The 18,307-nt window shown below is 68.3% G+C and carries 21 protein-coding genes and 2 tRNA genes; 17 read left to right on the top strand and 6 right to left on the bottom strand.

Going from position 1 to position 18,307, the window contains the following annotated elements:
• Positions 1–3: 3 nt before the first annotated feature.
• From AC2EBS_RS05745 to AC2EBS_RS05725, 5 genes are read left to right on the top strand one after another with little or no spacing between them, the layout of a single operon-like run.
• Positions 4–342, top strand: coding sequence for a Na+/H+ antiporter subunit C (locus tag AC2EBS_RS05745; protein WP_484727575.1), 339 nt, complete (start codon positions 4–6; stop codon positions 340–342).
• On the top strand, positions 339–1,964 hold the full coding sequence (locus tag AC2EBS_RS05740) for a monovalent cation/H+ antiporter subunit D (RefSeq protein ID WP_484727397.1): 1,626 nt from the start codon (positions 339–341) through the stop codon (positions 1,962–1,964). The genes AC2EBS_RS05745 and AC2EBS_RS05740 overlap by 4 nt, the downstream gene beginning before the upstream one ends.
• A 2-nt stretch (positions 1,965–1,966) precedes the next feature.
• Positions 1,967–2,494: a Na+/H+ antiporter subunit E gene (locus AC2EBS_RS05735; RefSeq protein WP_484727396.1), complete on the top strand. Its 528-nt coding sequence runs from the start codon at positions 1,967–1,969 to the stop codon at positions 2,492–2,494.
• A complete protein-coding gene (locus AC2EBS_RS05730; RefSeq protein ID WP_484727395.1) occupies positions 2,491–2,781 on the top strand; it encodes a K+/H+ antiporter subunit F in 291 nt (96 codons plus the stop codon). The genes AC2EBS_RS05735 and AC2EBS_RS05730 overlap by 4 nt, the downstream gene beginning before the upstream one ends.
• A gap of 7 nt (positions 2,782–2,788) precedes the next feature.
• Entirely contained in the window at positions 2,789–3,130 is a 342-nt protein-coding gene (locus AC2EBS_RS05725; RefSeq protein WP_484727394.1) for a Na+/H+ antiporter subunit G, read from the top strand.
• A gap of 29 nt (positions 3,131–3,159) precedes the next feature.
• Here the strand turns inward: AC2EBS_RS05725 and AC2EBS_RS05720 are convergent, their stop codons facing one another.
• Positions 3,160–3,783, bottom strand: a complete 624-nt coding sequence (locus tag AC2EBS_RS05720) for a TIGR00645 family protein (RefSeq protein WP_484727393.1) — start codon at positions 3,781–3,783, stop codon at positions 3,160–3,162.
• 162 nt (positions 3,784–3,945) lie between these two features.
• Between AC2EBS_RS05720 and acs the strand changes: the two genes are divergently transcribed.
• Complete coding sequence (acs, locus tag AC2EBS_RS05715) at positions 3,946–5,907, top strand: acetate--CoA ligase (protein ID WP_484727392.1); 1,962 nt, start codon at positions 3,946–3,948, stop codon at positions 5,905–5,907.
• A 202-nt stretch (positions 5,908–6,109) separates the two neighbouring features.
• Here acs and AC2EBS_RS05710 read toward each other — a convergent pair whose 3' ends face one another.
• Positions 6,110–6,424, bottom strand: coding sequence for a c-type cytochrome (locus tag AC2EBS_RS05710; RefSeq protein ID WP_484727391.1), 315 nt, complete (start codon positions 6,422–6,424; stop codon positions 6,110–6,112).
• A 106-nt stretch (positions 6,425–6,530) separates the two neighbouring features.
• Between AC2EBS_RS05710 and AC2EBS_RS05705 the strand changes: the two genes are divergently transcribed.
• The 6 genes from AC2EBS_RS05705 to cysQ all read left to right on the top strand — a co-directional run bounded on the left by AC2EBS_RS05705 (position 6,531) and on the right by cysQ (position 9,565).
• Positions 6,531–6,812 carry a TIGR04438 family Trp-rich protein gene (locus AC2EBS_RS05705; RefSeq protein WP_484727390.1) on the top strand — a complete coding sequence of 94 codons (282 nt, stop codon included), beginning with the start codon at positions 6,531–6,533 and terminating at the stop codon, positions 6,810–6,812.
• Between the two features lie 75 nt (positions 6,813–6,887).
• Complete coding sequence (lgt, locus tag AC2EBS_RS05700) at positions 6,888–7,697, top strand: prolipoprotein diacylglyceryl transferase (RefSeq protein ID WP_484727389.1); 810 nt, start codon at positions 6,888–6,890, stop codon at positions 7,695–7,697.
• Between the two features lies 1 nt (position 7,698).
• Positions 7,699–8,412 carry a DNA polymerase III subunit epsilon gene (dnaQ, locus tag AC2EBS_RS05695; RefSeq protein WP_484727388.1) on the top strand — a complete coding sequence of 238 codons (714 nt, stop codon included), beginning with the start codon at positions 7,699–7,701 and terminating at the stop codon, positions 8,410–8,412.
• A gap of 94 nt (positions 8,413–8,506) precedes the next feature.
• A tRNA-Val gene (locus AC2EBS_RS05690) sits at positions 8,507–8,581 on the top strand.
• Positions 8,582–8,616: 35 nt separating this feature from the next.
• Positions 8,617–8,691 (top strand) — tRNA-Val (locus tag AC2EBS_RS05685).
• 94 nt (positions 8,692–8,785) lie between these two features.
• The gene (cysQ, locus tag AC2EBS_RS05680; RefSeq protein ID WP_484727387.1) at positions 8,786–9,565 is read left to right on the top strand and encodes a 3'(2'),5'-bisphosphate nucleotidase CysQ; all 780 of its coding nucleotides are present in this window, start codon (positions 8,786–8,788) and stop codon (positions 9,563–9,565) included.
• An 11-nt stretch (positions 9,566–9,576) separates the two neighbouring features.
• Here cysQ and amrS read toward each other — a convergent pair whose 3' ends face one another.
• The gene (gene amrS / locus AC2EBS_RS05675) at positions 9,577–10,680 is read right to left on the bottom strand and encodes an AmmeMemoRadiSam system radical SAM enzyme (RefSeq protein WP_484727386.1); all 1,104 of its coding nucleotides are present in this window, start codon (positions 10,678–10,680) and stop codon (positions 9,577–9,579) included.
• Positions 10,677–12,089: an AmmeMemoRadiSam system protein B gene (gene amrB / locus AC2EBS_RS05670; protein WP_484727385.1), complete on the bottom strand. Its 1,413-nt coding sequence runs from the start codon at positions 12,087–12,089 to the stop codon at positions 10,677–10,679. Before amrB ends, amrS begins: the two co-directional genes overlap by 4 nt.
• A gap of 83 nt (positions 12,090–12,172) precedes the next feature.
• On the opposite strand from amrB, the gene AC2EBS_RS05665 reads away from it, so the two are divergent.
• Positions 12,173–12,982, top strand: a complete 810-nt coding sequence (locus AC2EBS_RS05665) for an NUDIX hydrolase (RefSeq protein WP_484727384.1) — start codon at positions 12,173–12,175, stop codon at positions 12,980–12,982.
• 37 nt (positions 12,983–13,019) lie between these two features.
• Complete coding sequence (locus tag AC2EBS_RS05660) at positions 13,020–14,150, top strand: NAD(P)/FAD-dependent oxidoreductase (RefSeq protein ID WP_484727383.1); 1,131 nt, start codon at positions 13,020–13,022, stop codon at positions 14,148–14,150.
• Between the two features lie 33 nt (positions 14,151–14,183).
• Here the strand turns inward: AC2EBS_RS05660 and AC2EBS_RS05655 are convergent, their stop codons facing one another.
• Both AC2EBS_RS05655 and aat read right to left on the bottom strand, forming a co-directional pair.
• Positions 14,184–14,936: an arginyltransferase gene (locus AC2EBS_RS05655; RefSeq protein WP_484727382.1), complete on the bottom strand. Its 753-nt coding sequence runs from the start codon at positions 14,934–14,936 to the stop codon at positions 14,184–14,186.
• Positions 14,933–15,709 carry a leucyl/phenylalanyl-tRNA--protein transferase gene (aat, locus tag AC2EBS_RS05650; protein WP_484727381.1) on the bottom strand — a complete coding sequence of 259 codons (777 nt, stop codon included), beginning with the start codon at positions 15,707–15,709 and terminating at the stop codon, positions 14,933–14,935. Before aat ends, AC2EBS_RS05655 begins: the two co-directional genes overlap by 4 nt.
• A 50-nt stretch (positions 15,710–15,759) precedes the next feature.
• On the opposite strand from aat, the gene AC2EBS_RS05645 reads away from it, so the two are divergent.
• From AC2EBS_RS05645 to AC2EBS_RS05635, 3 genes are all read left to right on the top strand, one after another.
• Positions 15,760–16,107: an ArsC family reductase gene (locus tag AC2EBS_RS05645; protein ID WP_484727380.1), complete on the top strand. Its 348-nt coding sequence runs from the start codon at positions 15,760–15,762 to the stop codon at positions 16,105–16,107.
• Between the two features lie 170 nt (positions 16,108–16,277).
• Positions 16,278–17,480, top strand: coding sequence for an ammonium transporter (locus tag AC2EBS_RS05640; protein WP_484727379.1), 1,203 nt, complete (start codon positions 16,278–16,280; stop codon positions 17,478–17,480).
• 90 nt (positions 17,481–17,570) lie between these two features.
• Positions 17,571–18,281, top strand: coding sequence for a riboflavin synthase subunit alpha (locus AC2EBS_RS05635; protein ID WP_484727574.1), 711 nt, complete (start codon positions 17,571–17,573; stop codon positions 18,279–18,281).
• Positions 18,282–18,307: the final 26 nt, after the last annotated feature.

The raw sequence follows: 18,307 nt of genomic DNA, 5'->3' as shown, positions 1-18,307 counted from the left end.
TCGATGGAATTCCTGCTCGCCAGCGGCATCGGCCTGGTGACGGCCTGCGGTGTCTATCTGCTGCTGCGCGGCCGCAGCTTCAGCGCGGTGCTGGGGCTGTCGCTGCTGGGTTACGCGGTGAACATCTTCATCTTCGCGATGGGTCGGCTGTGGTCCTCGGCGGCGCCCATCCTCGGGCAGGGCGAGCTGCTCGCCGATCCCTTGCCGCAGGCCCTGGTGCTGACCGCGATCGTGATCGGCTTCGCCACCACCGGCTTCGTCATCGAGCTGGCCTTGCGCAGCCGCCATGACAACGGCAGTGACCATGTGGACGGCGCCGAGCCGCGGGAGCCGCAGCGATGATCGCGAATCTGCTGCACACCCATCTGCCGGTGCTTCCGGTGCTGCTGCCGGCGCTGTGCGCCGTGCTGCTGCTCCTGCTCGGCGACCACGGCGGCGACAGCCATGGCGGCCATGGCCACCACAAGCTGCGCTGGGCGCGCTGGCTGTCGCTGGGCGCGGCGCTGCTGGGCCTGCTGGTGGCGCTGGCCCTGCTGAAGCGTGCCGATGCGGGCGAGCTGATCGTCTATCGCGTCGGCGACTGGCCGGCGCCCTTCGGCATCGCGCTGCTGGTGGATCGTCTGGGCGCGTTGATGCTGCTGCTGTCGGCCTGCGTGGCGCTGCCGGTGCTCTGGTATGCCAGCGGCGGCTGGGATGCGCATGGGCGCTACTTCCATGCCTTGTTCCAGTTCCAGCTGATGGGCTTGAACGGCGCCTTCGTGACCGGAGACCTGTTCAACCTCTTCGTCTTCTTCGAGGTGCTGCTGATCGCCAGCTATGTGCTGATGCTGCACGGGCAGGGCGGGGCGCGGTTGAAAGCCGGCCTGCACTATGTGGTGCTGAACCTGCTGGCCTCGGCCTTGTTCCTCATCGGCGTGTCCCTGGTCTATGCCAAGACCGGCACGCTGAACCTGGCGGACCTGGCGCTGCGCGTGCCCGAGGTGGCCGAGCCGGACGCGGCGGTGCTGCGCGCTGCGGCGCTGATCCTGCTGGTGGTGTTCGGCTTCAAGGCCGCGCTGATGCCGATGGCAATGTGGCTGCCCAATACCTACGCCGCCGCCAGCGCGCCGGTGGCGGCACTGTTCGCGATCATGACCAAGGTGGGCGTCTACGCGATCCTGCGCGTACATGGCGTGGTGTTCGGCGATGGCGCCGGGGCCAGCGCGCTGACGGTGCAGCCGGTGCTGCTGCCGCTGGCGCTGGCGACCAGCGTGGTCGGCGTGCTGGGTGCGCTGGCGGCGCATACGCTCGCGCGTCTGGTGGCCTGGCTCACCGTGGCCTCGGTCGGCACGGTGCTGGCGGGCATCGGCCTGTTCGGCAGCGAGGCCTGGGGGGCGGCGCTGTACTACATGATCAACAGCACGCTGGTGATCGCGGCGCTGTTCCTGCTGGCCGAGCTGGTGGCCGCCCAGCGCGGCGCGGCCGAGGGGCGGCTGGAGCCGGCCTCGCCGGTGGCCCAGCCTACGGTGCTGGGCCTGATGCTGCTGCTGGCCGCGGCCTCGGTGGCGGGCCTGCCGCCGCTGCCGGGCTTCATCGGCAAGCTGATGCTGCTGGAAGCCGCCAGCACGCATGCCTGGGCGGCCGGCGTCTGGGCGGTGCTGCTGGGCGTGGGCTTCCTGACCCTGGTGGGTCTGGCGCGCGCAGGCAGCATCCTGTTCTGGCATGTCAGCGAGCAGCGCCCGGCCAGCGCAGCCGCGGGCCACAGCGTCAGTCTGCTGGCTGCAACTGGCGCACTGCTGGCCGCCAGCGTGCTGATGAGCCTGGGTGCGGCGCCGCTGCAGCGCTTCTGCGCGGCGGCTGCGGCCCAGCTGCAGGACCGCGCGGCCTATGCCGCGGCGGTGCTGGCGGCGCCCGGCGGTGGCGAGGCCGCACGAAGCATTCGACCCTACGACGGCCGCATCGGCCACCCTGAGCAGGAGCGCTGATCATGAGCGATCGCGACGGCAAACAGCTTGAAGCCCGGCCCGCGGCCGCCGGCTGGCTGGACCATCCGGCACTGTCGGTGCTGCTGGCCGTGGTCTGGCTGCTGCTGCAGGGCAGCGCGGGCCTGCCGCAGCTGCTGTCGGCCCTGGTGTTCGCACTGTTGCTGCCGCGCCTGTTGCGCGGCTTTCTCGGCCCGGCAGCCCGGCTGCGCAGGCCCGGCCTGGCGCTGCGGCTGACCATGGTGGTGCTGTGGGACATCGTGGTGTCCAACCTCAGTGTGGCGAAGCTGGTGCTGTCGCCAAGCGCCGACCCGCATCCGGCCTGGGTGCCGGTGCCGTTGGAGCTGCGCCATCCGGGCGCGATCACGCTGCTGGCCAGCATCATCACGATGACGCCGGGGACGGTGTCCTGTGTGGTCGACGAGACCGCGCAGCAGATCCTGGTGCATGCGCTGGACTGCGAGGACGGCGCGGCGCTGGTCGCGCAGATCAAGGCGCGCTACGAGCAGCCTTTGCTGGAGATCTTCGGATGAGCGCCTCTTTGAGTCAGGTTCTGCCCTGGGCCCTGGATTTCGCCACCGTCGCCGTGGGCCTGGCCCTGTTGCTGTGTGGCTGGCGCCTGCTGCGCGGGCCGGAAGCGACCGACCGCGTGCTGGCGCTGGACACCATGTACGTGAATGCGCTGGCGCTGGTGGTGCTGCTCGGGCTGCGCTGGCGGACCGAGCTGCTGTTCGAGGCGGCGCTGATCATCGCGCTGCTGGGCTTTGCCTCCACGGTGGCGCTGGCGCGCTATCTCAGCCGTGGCGATGTGATCGAGTGAGGTGACGATGCTTGAGGACCTGCACTGGACGATTCAGCTGCTGGCGGCGGCACTGCTGGTGGTGGGCGGCGTGTTCGCGCTGGTGGGCGCCGTCGGCATGCTGCGCTTTCGCGACTTCTACATGCGGCTGCACGCGCCGACCAAGGCGAGCACACTGGGCGTCGGCGGCGTGCTGCTGGCCAGCCTGGTGCTGGACTGGGCGCAGGGTCGCACGGGCCTGCAGGCGCTGCTGATCACGCTGTTCGTGTTCGTCACCGCACCGGTGTCGGCCAATCTGCTGGCGCAGGCCGCGCTGCATCTGCGCCTGCGCTCCAAGGCGCCGGTGCCGCCCGACCAGCCGCAGCCCTGAGCGGGCGCGGCCGTCTGGCGTCGGCTTGCTCAGTGCTTGTCGGCCGCCGGGTGCATCAGGCGGTCGGCCGCGGCGATGGCCAGCGCCGAGAACAGGAAGGCGATGTGGATCACCGTCTGCCACAGCAGCACCTTCTCGGTGTAGTTGTCGGCGTTGATGAAGGTCTTCAGCAGGTGGATGGACGAGATGCCGATGATCGCGGTGGCCAGCTTGACCTTGAGCACCGAGGCGTTCACATGGCTGAGCCACTCGGGCTGGTCGGGGTGCCCCTCCAGGTGCATGCGCGAGACGAAAGTCTCATAGCCGCCGACGATCACCATGATCAGCAGGTTGGAGATCATCACCACGTCGATCAGGCCCAGCACCACCAGCATCAGGATGGTCTCGTTGAGCTTGGCGATCGGCTCGTAGCCGATGATGGCGCCGGCGGCGTCCTTGATCGGCGTGGCCTTGTAGCCGATGCTCTTGACCAGCAGGGCCAGCGCGTCCTGGTTGCCGAAGGCGGCCTCGACCAGATGCACCAACTCGGTCCAGAACTGGAACACATAGACGCCCTGGGCCAGGATCAGTCCGAGATACAGCGGCAGCTGCAGCCAGCGGCTGGCAAAGATCAGGTTGGGAAGCGGGCGCAGCGGTCGGTTGTGGTCCTGCATAGGGTTAGTCCGGGTTCGGCGAATGGGGTCGGGGCTGCGATTCTAGGCGGCTGCGGCCGGTAGGCCGGCACGGGTGCAGAGTAAGCGGTTCGTCAGAGACCACGCGCACAGTTGCGCCCGATTCATTCCTACAAGCAACCGGGTCGACCGAGGAGACACTTCATGAGTCAGAACAAGCTCTACCTGCCGAGCCCCGAATGGACGGCACAGGCCCACGTGAAGGGCATGGACGGGTACAAGGCGCTGGTGGCCGAGGCCGAGCGCGACTACGAAGGCTACTGGGCCCGTCTGGCGCGCGAGCTGATCAGCTGGAAGACGCCGTTCACCAAGGTGCTCAACAGCAGCGATGCGCCGTTCTTCAAGTGGTTCGAGGACGGTCGCCTGAACGTCTCCTACAACTGCCTGGATCGCAATGTCGAAGCCGGCCTGGGCGACAAGACCGCGATCATCTTCGAGGCCGATGACGGTGCCGTGACGCGGGTCAGCTATGCCGAGCTGCTGGCCAAGGTGGCGCAGCTGGCCAACGCGTTGAAGGCGCGCGGCGTGAAGAAGGGCGACCGCGTCGTCATCTACATGCCGATGTCGGTCGAGGGCGTGGTCGCGATGCAGGCCTGCGCTCGCATTGGTGCCACGCACTCGGTGGTGTTCGGCGGCTTCTCGGCGCAGTCGCTGCGCGACCGGGTGCAGGATGCCGGCGCGGTGATGGTCATCACGGCTGACGAGCAGGCACGCGGAGGCAAGCATCTGCCGCTGAAGACCATCGTCGACGAGGCGCTTGCCGACAACAGCTGCCCGACGCTGAAGGACGTGATCGTCTACAAGCGCACCGGCGGCAGCATCCCCTGGGTGGCCGGCCGCGACCTGTGGCTGCACGAGGTGGTGCAGGGCCAGGCGACCAGCTGCGAGCCCGAGTGGGTGGAGGCCGAGCATCCGCTGTTCCTGCTCTATACCAGCGGCTCCACCGGCAAGCCCAAGGGCGTGCAGCACAGCACCGGCGGCTATCTGCTGCATGCGGCGCTGACCACCAAGTGGACCTTCGACCTCAAGCCCGACGATGTGTTCTGGTGCACCGCCGATATCGGCTGGGTCACCGGCCACACCTACATCACCTACGGCCCGCTGGCGCTGGGTGGCACCGAGATCGTCTTCGAAGGCGTGCCGACCTATCCGGATGCCGGCCGCTTCTGGCAGATGATCGCCAAGCACAAGGTCACGATCTTCTACACCGCGCCGACGGCAATCCGCTCGCTGATCAAGGCGGCCGAGACCAACGAGGCAGTGCATCCGAAGAACTACGACCTGAGCAGCCTGCGCTTGCTGGGCTCGGTGGGCGAGCCGATCAACCCGGCCGCCTGGGAGTGGTACCACGCGAATGTGGGCGGCGGCCGCTGCCCCATCGTCGACACCTTCTGGCAGACCGAGACCGGCGGCCACATGATCACGCCGCTGCCGGGCGCGACGCCGCTGGTGCCGGGCTCGTGCACGCTGCCTTTCCCGGGCATCACCACGGCCATCGTCGATGAGCTGGGTAACGACGTGCCCAACGGGCAGGGCGGCATCCTGGTCGTCAAGAAGCCCTGGCCGTCGATGATCCGCACCATCTGGGGTGATCCGGAGCGCTTCAAGAAGAGCTACTACCCCAGCGAGCTCAAGGGCTACTACCTGGCGGGCGACGGCGCGATCCGCGATGCCGAGACCGGCTACTTCACCATCACCGGCCGCATCGACGACGTGCTGAACGTCTCCGGCCACCGCATGGGCACGATGGAGATCGAGTCGGCCCTGGTCAGCTGCACCGAGCTGGTGGCCGAAGCAGCGGTGGTGGGGCGTCCCGACGACACGACCGGTGAGGCGATTTGCGCCTTCGTCGTGCTCAAGCGTCCGCGCCCCACCGGCGACGAGGCCAAGGCGATTGCCAAGCAGCTGCGCGACCATGTGGCCAAGGAGATCGGCCCGATCGCCAAGCCCAAGGACATCCGTTTCGGCGACAACCTGCCCAAGACCCGCTCGGGCAAGATCATGCGCCGCCTGCTGCGCTCGGTCGCCAAGGGCGAGGCCGTTACGCAGGACACCAGCACGCTGGAAAATCCGGCGATCTTGGAACAGCTGGGGCAAGCCTACTGATCCAGATCGGGCCGGCCAGCTGAACCACTTGGCGCGGGCCGGATATTGGGTGCATTCATGCCGAGCAGCGGCGTGACGTGCGCACCAGAAGCCGCCCATCCTTGAACAGCTGCGGCAGGCTTGCTAAAGCGCCGCCTCAAACAAGAACAGGCCCCCCAGGGCCTGTTCTTTTATGTGAAGCAGCGGACTGCTTCGGAGGGCCTTACTTGGTGGCCATCACCCAGGCAGCCAATTGCTTGGCTTCGTCGGCGCTGACCTGCGGGTTGGCCGGCATGGGCACCGGACCCCAGACGCCCGAACCACCCTTGACGATCTTGTCGGCCAGCTTGGCGACAGCATCCTTGTCCTTGGCGTACTTGGCGGCGACATCCTTGTACGAAGGGCCGACCAGCTTCTTGTCGACGGCATGGCAAGCCATGCAGTTCTTCTTCTGGGCCAGATCGGCGCTGGCTTGCGCGACCGGGGCGGCGAAGGCGGCGGCCAGAGCGGCCAGGGCGAACACGGCGGAGGACTTCATGACTTCCTTTCGAGACGAGAGGTGGGAGAGCGACGAGAGGACAGAAAAACTGCACTACATTCGATGAAGCGCAGTCCCTGCGACAACGCTGCGCGGGATTGTACGGTTGACCGCATTCGTCGGCATCAGACAGGAGCAAGCAAGCATGTGGTTCGTGTTGATTGGCACGCTGTTGGTGGTGCTCAAGCTCGCCGGCGTGGCGCCGGTCGCGGGCTGGAGCTGGTTCATCGTGCTCATTCCCTTTGGTTTGGCCGTGCTGTGGTGGGCTTGGGCCGACAAGTCGGGCCTGACCCAGCGCCAGGCCATGCAGCGCCTGGACGAACGCAAGGAGCAGAGGCGAAAGAAGGCGATGGAGGCGCTCGGGCAGGGCGAGCAGCGCCGCAAGTGAGCGCCGCAGCCCAGGCGGCTTCGGTGCAGCGGCCTACTATGATGCGCGCCTTCGAACTTCTCTGCGACTAGCCTCATGTGGGTCCACCCCCAGTTCAATCCGATCGCGCTGCAGATCGGCCCGCTGGCCGTGCATTGGTATGGCCTGACATACCTGGCGGCCTTCGGCTTGTTCATGTGGCTGGCCACCAAGCGCATCGCGCAGCCGAGCTATGCCGCTGCCGGCTGGAGTCGGCGTGACGTCGACGACCTGCTGTTCTTTGGCGTGCTCGGCGTGGTGCTGGGCGGCCGGCTGGGCTATGTGCTGTTCTACAAGCCTGGCTATTTCCTGGAGCATCCGTTGGAGGCCTTCGCGGTCTGGCAGGGCGGCATGGCCTTTCACGGCGGCCTGCTGGGCGTGATCGTCGCGATGGCGCTCTTTGCGCGCCTGCGCGGCCGGCGATTCTTCGAGGTCACCGATCTGATCGCGCCTTGCGTGCCCACGGGCCTGGCCGCCGGGCGCATCGGCAACTTCATCAACGGTGAGTTGTGGGGGCGACCTGCCGACGCTAGCCTGCCCTGGGCGATGGTGTTTCCGCAGGCTCAGGACGGCGGCATCGCGAGGCATCCTTCGCAGCTTTACCAGTTCCTCGGCGAGGGCCTGCTGCTTTTCGTGCTGTTGTGGTTCTATGCGCGCAAGCCACGCGCGACTGGCCAAGTGTCGGGCATGTTCCTGATCGGCTATGGCTTCTTCCGTTTCGCGGCCGAGTACTTCCGCGAGCCCGACAGCTTCCTTGGCTTGCGCGCGCTGAGCCTCAGCCAGGGACAGTGGCTGAGCCTGCCGATGATCGCGGCGGGCCTGCTCATCTGGTGGCTGGCATCGCGCCACGCAACCGCAAAGTCCTGACATGCGCCAGATCTTCTTCGACACCGAAACCACCGGCCTGCGTGCCGAGGCCGGCGACCGCATCATCGAGATCGGTTGCCTGGAGATGGTCAACCGCCAGCTCACCGGCAACAAGCTGCACCTCTACCTGAACCCGGAACGGCCCAGCGACCCGGACGCGGTGCGCATCCACGGCCTAACCGACGAGTTCCTCGCCGACAAGCCCAAGTTCGCCGAGGTGGCCGACGAGCTGCTCGCCTTCCTGCGCGACGCCGAACTGGTGATCCACAACGCGGCCTTCGACATCGGCTTCATGAACGCCGAACTGAAGCGCCTGGGCCATCCGCCGATCACGCACATCGTCGGCGGCGTGCGCGACACGCTGCTGATGGCGCGCGACATGTTCCCCGGCAAGGCGAACTCGCTGGACGCGCTGTGCAAACGCCTGGAGGTCGACAACTCCAGCCGCACGCTGCACGGCGCGCTGCTCGATGCCGAGTTGCTGGCCGAGGTCTATATCCGGCTGACGCGCGGCCAGGACTCACTGGTGATCGACGAGGCTTCGAGCAGCAGCAACGCGAATGCCGGCAGCGAACTCGCCGTCGAGAGCATCGACTTCAGCCGCTATGTGCTGCCCGTCATCGCCGCGGGCGAGGCCGAGCTCGCGGCGCATGCCGCCGCGCTGGCCGATCTCGACAAGGCCAGCGGCGGCAAGCGCATCTGGCAGGACGCCTGACACTCGAAGGCTTGGCGAGGCCAAAAACGATGGCATAATCGCGGGCTTCCCGGTTGGCGATTCAGAAATGGATCGTCGCAGCAGCCGACAGACCGGGCGGTTAGCTCAGCGGTAGAGCACTGCCTTCACACGGCAGGGGTCGCAGGTTCGAACCCTGCACCGCCCACCAAGGTTGCTGCACATAGTGGACCCGGTCCCGATACCGGGCGGTTAGCTCAGCGGTAGAGCACTGCCTTCACACGGCAGGGGTCGCAGGTTCGAACCCTGCACCGCCCACCAGAAAACGAAAACCCCGCGAAGCGCAGGCTTCGCGGGGTTTTTCGTTTCTACACTCCAAATCGCCACTTGAATGACACACGGGAGGAGCCAGTCCATGAAGTCGCTCGCCACCGCCGAATTGCTTGAAAAGGTGATCGCTGCTGCAGCGCAGGCGGGCCAAACCATCCTCGAGGTCTATGCCACCGACTTTGCCGTGCGCGGCAAGGACGATGCGTCGCCGGTGACCGAGGCCGACGAGCGCGCCGAGGCGCTGATCCTCGCCGAGCTGGCCCGCTTCAGCCCCGGCGTGCCGGTGATCTCGGAAGAGGCGGCCAGCCAGGGCCGCGTGCCGGCGGTCACCGAGCGCTTCTGGCTGGTCGATCCGCTGGACGGCACCAAGGAGTTCATCGCGCGCAACGGCGAGTTCACCGTCAACATCGCGCTGATCGAGCAGGGCCTGCCGGTGCTGGGTGTGGTGCTGGCGCCGGCGCTGCAGCGTCTCTATGCCGGGCGCATTGGCGACGATGGCGCCGAGGCTTTCGTCGTCGAGGGCAGCGGACCACGCCTGCCGCTGCGCTGCCGCGCTGTGCCGTCAGCCGGCCTCACCGTGGTAGCGAGCCGCTCGCACGGCGATGCCGCCGCGCTGGACGCCTTTCTGGCCGGCAAGCCGGTGGCCGAAACGGTCGCGATTGGCTCCTCGCTGAAGCTGTGCCTGCTGGCCGCCGCTCAGGCCGACCTCTATCCGCGTCTAGGCCGCACGATGGAGTGGGACATTGCTGCCGGCCATGCGGTGCTGCGCGCCGCCGGCGGCCATGTGCGCACGCTGGCCGGCGAGGAGCTGCGCTACGGCAAGCCCGGCCTGGACAACCCGCACTTCGTCGCGTCGACGGTCTGAAACGCGCTCAATCAGTCCATGCGCACGCGCATCGGGATGCGGCGCCGGCCCAGCGTGCCTTCGGGCTTCGCGCCGTAGCGGCCAGCGAGCGGCGTGTGGCAGTGCGGGCAGGCGCCTTGCGCGTCGAGCTCGTAGCGCAGCAGCGCATGCCAGTCGCGCACGATCAGCGCCTCGCCGCAGCCGGTGCAGCGCGTGGTGCCGCCGTCGCTGTCGTGCACATTGCCGGTGTAGACATGGCGCAGCCCGGCATCACGGGCGATGCGGCAGGCGCGCTGCAGCGTCTCGGTCGGCGTGCGCGGCGTGTCAATGAGCTTGTAGTCGGGGTGGAAGGCAGTGAAGTGCAGCGGCACCTCGGTGCCCAGCTGCTCGGCGATCCAGCGGCACATCGCCTCCAACTCGGCCGTGCTGTCGTTGAGCCCGGGGATCAGCAGCGTGGTGATCTCCAGCCAGCAGCCTGTCTCGTGGACGATGTACTGCAGCGTGTCCAGCACCGGCGCCAGATGCGAGGCGGTCTGCTCGACATAGAACTTGTCGCTGAAGGCCTTCAGGTCGACGTTGGCCGCATCCATCTTGGCGTAGAACTCGGCGCGCGGCGCGGCATGCATATAGCCGGCCGTCACCGCCACCGTCTTCACGCCCAGCGAATGGCAGGCATCGGCCGCATCCATCGCGTACTCGGCAAAGATCACCGGGTCGTTGTAGGTGAAGGCCACGCTGGCGGCGCCGGCGGCACGCGCCGCCGCGGCGATCGCCTCGGGCGAGGCCTGGTCCTGTAGGCGGTCCATCTCGCGGCTCTTGGAGATGTCCCAGTTCTGGCAGAACTTGCAGGACAGATTGCAGCCCGCCGTACCGAAGGACAGCACGCCCGAGCCCGGGTGGAAGTGGTTCAGCGGCTTCTTCTCGATCGGGTCGATTGCGAAGCCCGAGCTGCGACCGTAGGTGGTCAAGACCATCCGATCGCCCTCGCGGGCGCGCACGAAGCACAGGCCGCGCTGGCCCTCGTGCAGCTTGCAGTCGCGCGGGCAGAGATCGCATTGCAGGCGACCATCGGGCAGCGCGTGCCACCAGCGTGCCGGCACGGTGCCGCTGTCGGTGGGCAAGGGCTCGCGCTTCATGCCGGTGCCTCCTCGAACGCCTGGACCTGGTAGCGCCACAGCTGCACGTCGGCCGCCCAGAAGTCGGTCGGCAGCCCGGACTTGCGCAGCAGCGCGCGCATGAAGTCCTCGCGCTGCGGCAGCTGCGACCAGACCTGCGGCAAAAAAGTGCCGCGCCGGCCGCGCCAATGCAGCAGCGCGCCGTCTATGCCCGGGCGCAGCTGCGCGGCGGCGCTGGTCAGGTCGGCTGCGGGCGCCAAGGCCTGCATCGGACTCAAGACCGAGACTTCCAACTGCAGGCTGTCGAACTCGATGGCGCTGACCGGCGCGAAGCGCGGGTCGCGGAAGGCCGCGGCGCGGGCATTGGCGTGCACGTCCTCGCCGAGCGGGCGCGTCGCTTCCAGCTGGCCAATGCAGCCGCGCAGCTCGCGGTTCAGGTCGTGCAGCGTGACGAAGCTCGCGCCGAGCTGAAGCAGTGTCGGATGCGCCGGCACGCGCGGTGCGGCCAGGCCCAGCGCGCCGGCAATCGACGCGCGGGCGGTGGCCAGCAGCGCGCTGCCCAGCGCTGAAGCCGACCCGGATGACGGCTCCTCGTTCGCGCCTTCGGCATCACGTTCGCGGTCGGCAGTCTCGGGCGGCAGGAAGGCCAGCGATGCATAGCCGACCACGCGATCGCGGCTGCCGGCGGTGTCGCCGGAGTTGCGCACATCGAGCACACGCGGCTGCAGCCCATGACGCCGCGCGGCGCGCAATGCCCCGTTGAGCGGCGATGCGCCGCAGGCTTCCTCGCCATGCAGATCGGTAGCGAAGCCGGCGATGCGCGCCAGCGTCGCGGCATCGCGCTCGCGGGCCTGGGCATAGGGCAGGTAGTGGGACAGATCGGAGCTGATCACGATCAGCGTCTCGTCGCCGCCCCAGAGCCGCTCCAGCACCTGTTCGACCTGAGCGGGACTGGCGTCGCCGACGGCCAGCGGCACCAGGCGGAAGTCGCTGCCGAGCACCTGCTGCAGGAAGGGCAGTTGTACTTCCAGCGAATGCTCGACCGCATGGGCACGGTCCGAGACCAGCAGCTGCGGCAGATCGGCCAGACCGGCCAGCGCGGCGCGATCCAGCTGTACGCGGCCCAGCGGAGTGTCGAAGGCCTCGACGCTGGGCGCCGCCAGCCCGCGCACCGGCACGCGGTGCACCGGGCCGAGCAGCACCACGCGGCGGATGCGCGCGCGGTGCGGCGCCAGCTGCGCATAGGCATGCGCGGCTACCGGGCCGGAATAGATGTAGCCCGCGTGCGGCACGACGAGCATCTTGGGGCAGGGCCCGGGCTGCGCGGCAGCGGACACCTGCGCGAGGTAGTCGGCCACGCTGCGTTGCAGCGCGCGCGGCTCATCGGGATAGAAGCTGCCGGCGACGGCAGCGGGGCGGACTCCAGACATCTCAGGTCCTCCTCGGTCTCCAAGCGTCCTATTTGGCTGCATGTCACCGAACTGCAAGGCCGGGGTCGCGACAATGGAGAGCCATGTCTAGTTTCGCCGCGCCAAGCCCTTTTCTGCCGTCGTCGGCGCCTGCCGAGGGCTGGCTGGCGCTGCGGCTCGGCGGGCTGGGCCTGGGCTGGCTGAGCCCGGCCCGGGCGGCGCGGCTGGCGTCGCTGCTGCCCGAGCTGGAGCCAATGCCTGGCGCGCTGCGTTGGCCGGGTGCGGCATCGCTGTTGGGTGAGCAGCTCAGGCTGGCGGCGCAGCAGCTGCGCGAGCAGGGCGAGATCCACGGCTGGCGCGACGAGGCCTATGCCTGCGAGCAGCCGGTGGCCGACCCGTGCAACGAACGCGGCCTGGAGCTGTTTCGCCTGGAGCGCGCCGCCTTCCGGCCTTTCGGTCTGATGAGCCGCGCGGTGCACATCAACGCCTGGCTGCCTGACGGCCGCATGTGCTGCGGGCGCAGGGCGCTGCACAAGGCCACCGATCCCGGACGGCTCGACAACCTGGCCGCCGGCGGCCTGCCGGCGGGTGAGGATCTGCTGGACTGCGCGCGGCGCGAGCTGTGGGAAGAGGCCGGCGTGCCGCCCGAGCTGTCGGCCGCGCTGCAGCCCTGCGGCGCGATCCGCACGCGGCGCATCGAGCCCGAAGGCCTGCACGACGAGGTGCTGCACATCTATGCGCTGCAGCTGCCGGACGGCTTCATGCCGGCCAACCGCGATGGCGAGGTCAGCGAGTTCCTCTGTCTGGCACCAGCCGAGCTGCAGCAGCGCCTCGCTGCCGGCGAATTCAGCCCCGATGCCGAGGCGGTGATCCGCTTTGGACTCGATCAAGGCAGCCGGCACGCGGGCGCATAGCGCCGGGCTGGCGCGCGACCCGCGCCACAATGCCGGCATGCAAGAAGAAACCGTCGATGCAGTCGTCGTCGGGGCCGGTGTCGTCGGCCTCGCCGTCGGGCGCGCGCTCGCGCAGCGCGGCCTGGAAACCCTGGTGCTGGAGCGCGAGACCGCGATCGGCACCGGCGTGAGTTCACGCAACAGCGAGGTCATCCATGCCGGCATCTACTACCCCGAGGGCTCGCTGAAGGCGCGGCTGTGCGTACGCGGCAAGCAGCTGCTTTATGCGTTGTGCGAAAGCCATGGCGTCAATCACCGGCGCTGCGGCAAGCTGATCGTCGCCACCTCGCCCGCACAGCTCGACGGACTCAAGGCACTGGCGGCCAAGGCGGCGCGCAACGGCGTGGACGATCTGCGCTGGCTGAGCCGCGAGGAGGCGCTGGCGATGGAGCCGGAGCTGGCCTGCGAGGCGGCGCTGCTCTCGCCGTCGACCGGCATCGTCGACAGCCATGGCCTGATGCTGGCGCTGCAGGGCGATCTGGAGGCCGCCGGCGGTGCGGTGGCGCTGGCCTCGACAGTGCGCGAGATCGTGCCTGCCGGCGATGCGCTGCGCGTGGTGGTGGACAGCGAGGGCAGCGAGCTGGTGCTGCGCGCCCGCCATGTGGTCAACGCTGCGGGGCTGTGGGCACCCTTTGTCGCCGCCGCCACGCAAGGGCTGGCGCCACGCTTCGCGCCGACGGCGCACTTCAGCAAGGGCTGCTATTTCTCGCTGGCGGGCCGGGCGCCGTTCTCGCGTCTCGTCTATCCGCTGCCGCAGGATGCTTGGCTTGGCGTGCACCTGACGCTGGATCTGGGCGGGCAGGCGCGCTTCGGCCCCGATGCGCAGTGGCTGGACGAGGTGAGCGAGCCAACGCAGATCGACTACCAGGTGGACCCGTCGCGTGCCGAGGGCTTCTATGCCGATGTGCGCCGCTACTGGCCGGGATTGCCGGATGGATCGCTGCAGCCGGCCTACAGCGGCGTGCGGCCGAAGATCCACGCGCCGGGCGAGCCGGCGCCGGACTTCCGCATCGACGGGCCGGCCGAGCATGGCATCGCTGGACTGGTGAATCTGCTGGGTATCGAGTCGCCGGGGCTGACCAGCAGCCTGGCCATCGCCGAGGAGGTAGCTGCACGGCTCGCCTTGTGAGCCGGCGGCCCTGGACCGCCCTGTTCTGTCGCCTCAGTCGGCCGCGACCTCGCGCCAGTCCCCGTCGATCAGCAACTGGTGCGGCCGGAAGCGCGCCTTGTAGGCCATCTTAGGGCTCTGCGCGATCCAATAGCCCAGGTAGAGGTGCGACAGGCCCACCTGGCGGGCCTGCTCGATCTGCCACATCACGTTGTAGCTGCCGTAGCTGGCACCGTCCTCGGGCTCGTAGAAGGTGTAGACGGCCGAGAGCCCGTCGCTGAGCACATCCAGGATGGAGACCATCTTGAGCGTGCCCAGTTCACCCGAATCGCCATCGGGAGCCGGTGTGCGGAACTCAACCAGCCGCGAATTGACCCGGCTCTGCAGCAGGAACTGCGCGTACTGGTCGACGCTGTCCTGGTCCATGCCGCCGCCGGCATGGCGGCCGGCCTGGTAGCGCAGGTAGAGCTGGTAGTGCTCGTTGCTGTACTCCAGCCGCATCACGCGGGCCTGCAGATCGCCGTGCTGGCGCCAGGCGCGGCGCTGGCTGCGGCTGGGTTCGAAACGCGCCACTGGAATGCGCATCGGCACGCAGGCACGGCAGCCGTCGCAATAGGGCCGGTAGGTGAACATACCGCTGCGCCGGAAGCCCGCGTCGACCAGCGCCGAGTAGGCATCGGCATGGATCAGGTGGCTGGGCGTGGCCACCTGCGAGCGCGCCATCCGATCCGGCAGATAGCTGCAGGGGTAGGGCGCCGTCGCATAGAACTGCAGCTGGGTTAGCGGAAGCTCTTTGGGGTGGGTCACGGGTGGGCGTCTGGGCTGGGCTGCGGTGCTGTGGCCGATTCTGCCTGCAGATGCCGCCACAGGCCGGGATGGAAAACCCAAGCGGACGGGGCAGGCTGCGTCACAGTTCGCGACAGGTGCGCCTCGAACTCGGCGCGCGGCACCTCGAAAGCGCCCAGCGAGGCCAGATGGCGGGTGTTCTGCTGGCAGTCGATCCACTCGATGCCATGCTCGCGGCACAGGCAGATCAGCGCCGCAAGCGCGATCTTGGAGGCATCGCTGCGGCGCATGAACATCGACTCGCCGAAGAACATGCGGCCCAGGTTGATGCCGTAGAGCCCGCCGACCAGTTCGCCGTCCATCCAGGTCTCGACGCTGTGGACCGCGCCCTCTTTGGCCCAGCGCTCGTAGGCAGCCTGCATCTCGGGCAGGATCCAGGTCCCGGACTGGCCTTCGCGCGGCGTGCTGGCGCAGGCCTTCAGCACCTCGTGCAGCGCGCTGTCGACGCGGATCTCGCAGCCGGGCGTGGCGATGAAGCGGGCAATCGTCTTGCGCAGCGAGCGGCTGAGCTTGAAGTGCCGTGTCTGCAGCACCATGCGCGGGTCCGGCGACCACCAGAGGATGGGCTGGCCCTCGCTGTACCAGGGAAAGATGCCGCGCGAATAGGCGGCGCGCAGCCGCGCCGGGCTCAGGTCGCCGCCGGCGGCCAGCAGCCCCGGCGCCTCGCTGCCTGCGGGCAGGGCGCGCGAGGTGGGCGGGAACAGCAGCGCAGCTTCGTTGATCCAGTCGATCATCGGCTCATGGTAGCGTGGCGGCCGCTTCAGAAATTTCGATCCAGTTCACGATGATCACCGTCTACGGCATTCCCAACTGCGACACCGTCAAGCGCGCCCGCGCCTGGCTGGACGGCCAGGGCCGCGCCTACCAGTTCCACGATTTCAAGAAGGCCGGCGTGCCGGCCGAGCAGCTGCAGCGCTGGCTGGCCGAGCTGGGCTGGGAGAAGCTGCTCAACCGCGCCGGCACGACCTGGCGCAAGCTGGACGATGCCACGAAGGCTGCGGTGGTCGACGCCGCCAGTGCCGCCGCGCTGATGCAGGCCCAGCCCAGCGTGATCAAGCGCCCGGTAGTGCAGTGGGATAGCGGGGCATTGAGCGTGGGCTTCTCGCCAGAGCTGTTTGCGGCCCAGGCCTGAGTTTTGAGCTGACTTGGTGCGCATGCTGTGCCAAGGTGGTGCAGTTGGTCGCACCTTGGTGCGTTCCATGCCGGTGCGTCGCGCCCTTTTGTGGGCATCTTTCTTGCAATCCTGGTGCGTCGTTGGTCAGGGCGGTGCGGCCCGGCCCGAGAACACTCTCAAGGACTGCAATGGAGACTCTCAAGCAGGGCGCCGATGCGCTCTTCATCCTGCTCGGCGCCATCATGGTGCTGGCGATGCATGCCGGCTTCGCCTTCCTGGAGCTGGGCACGGTGCGCAAGAAGAACCAGGTCAATGCGCTGGTGAAGATCCTGGTGGACTTCGCCGTGTCCACCGTCGTCTATTTCCTGGTGGGCTACGGCGTGGCCTACGGCACGCACTTCTTCATCGGTGCCGAGACACTGGCGCAAAAGAACGGCTACGAGCTGGTCAAGTTCTTCTTCCTGCTGACCTTCGCGGCGGCCATTCCGGCCATCGTCTCCGGTGGCATCGCCGAGCGCGCGCGCTTCGGCCCGCAACTGATGGCCACTGCCGTCATCGTTGGCCTCATCTACCCGCTGTTCGAGGGCCTCACCTGGAACCAGGCCTTCGGCTTCCAGGCCTGGCTGAAGGCCAGCTTCGGCGCCGAGTTCCACGACTTCGCCGGCAGCGTGGTGGTCCACGCGGTGGGTGGCTGGATCGGCCTGGCCGCAGTGCTGCTGCTGGGCCCGCGCTACAACCGCTACCGCAAGGATGGCGGCATGAGCGCGCATCCGCCCTCCAGCATTCCCTTCCTGGCGCTGGGCGCCTGGGTGCTGGCGGTGGGCTGGTTCGGCTTCAACGTGATGAGCGCGCAGACCCTGGACAAGATCTCCGGCCTGGTCGCGGTGAATTCGCTGATGGCCATGGTCGGCGGCACGCTGGTGGCGGTGCTGATGGGCCGCAACGACCCCGGCTTTGCCTACAACGGCCCGCTGGCCGGCCTGGTGGCTGTGTGCGCGGGTTCGGACCTGATGCATCCGGTGGGCGCGCTGGTGGTCGGTGGTGTGGCCGGCGCGATCTTCGTCCTGATGTTCACGCTGACGCAGAACCGCTGGAAGATCGACGACGTGCTGGGTGTCTGGCCGCTGCACGGCCTGTGCGGCGCCTGGGGCGGCATCGCCGCGGGCATCTTCGGCCAGCAGGCGCTGGGCGGCATCGGCGGCGTGAGCTTCATGGCGCAACTGCTGGGCACGCTGGCTGGCGTGGCCTGGGCCTTCACGGGTGGCTTCGTCGTCTACGGCGTGATCAAGAAGGTGGCCGGCCTTCGTCTGAGCCCCGAGGAGGAGTACGAAGGCGCCGACCTGAGCATCCACAAGATCGGCGCGACGCCCGACCGCGAGGTCAGCTGGTAAGCTGCGGACCGACACCGCATGACAAGAGAAGCGGCGCTGGGCGCCGCTTCTTTGCTTTCCACATTCCAGCTTTCAGTCTTTCTTTTGCCCATGTTCACAGGCATCGTCCAGGGCGTCGCCACCGTCGCCGCCATCACCGACCGTCCGGGGCTGCGCAGCTTCACGCTGCAGTTCCCGCCAGGTTTCTGCACCGGTCTGGAGATCGGCGCCAGCGTGGCCTGCGATGGCGTGTGCCTGACTGTCACGGCGCTCAAGGGGCCTGAGCAGGCAGACTTCGACGTGATGCAGCAGAGCCTGGCGCTCACCACGCTGGGCGATCTGAAGGCGGGCAGCCGCCTCAACGTGGAACGTGCCGCCAAGGACGGCGCCGAAATCGGCGGCCATCCGCTGTCCGGCCACATCGACTTCACCGCCACGGTGGCGGCGATTCGCCGCCCCGAGAACAACCACGTGATCCGCATCCAGGTGCCCGAGCCCTGGATGCGCTATGTCTTCGCCAAGGGCTATATCGCCATCAACGGCGCCAGCCTCACGGTGGCCGAAGCCGACCGCAAGGCCGGCTGGTTCGAGGTCTGGCTGATCCCCGAGACGCTGCGCATGACCACCTTTGGCGACAAGGACGTCGGTGCGCGCCTGAACATCGAGATCGAGCGGCAGACGCAGGTGTTCGTCGATACGGTGCGTGACGCGGTGGAAGAGAAGCTGGGGCCGCTGCTGCCGGCGCTGGAGAAGCTGCTGGCCCAGCAGGGCGTCGACCTGCTCGCGCCTCCCTCAACGAGCGGCACGACACGCGGCTTGTAAACATTGGTGACGGCTGTCCACGGGCG

This window comes from Roseateles sp. T103, from assembly GCF_057219915.1.
Note: the sequence above shows the minus strand (reverse complement) of the source record. Positions and strands in the feature narration are given on the sequence as shown.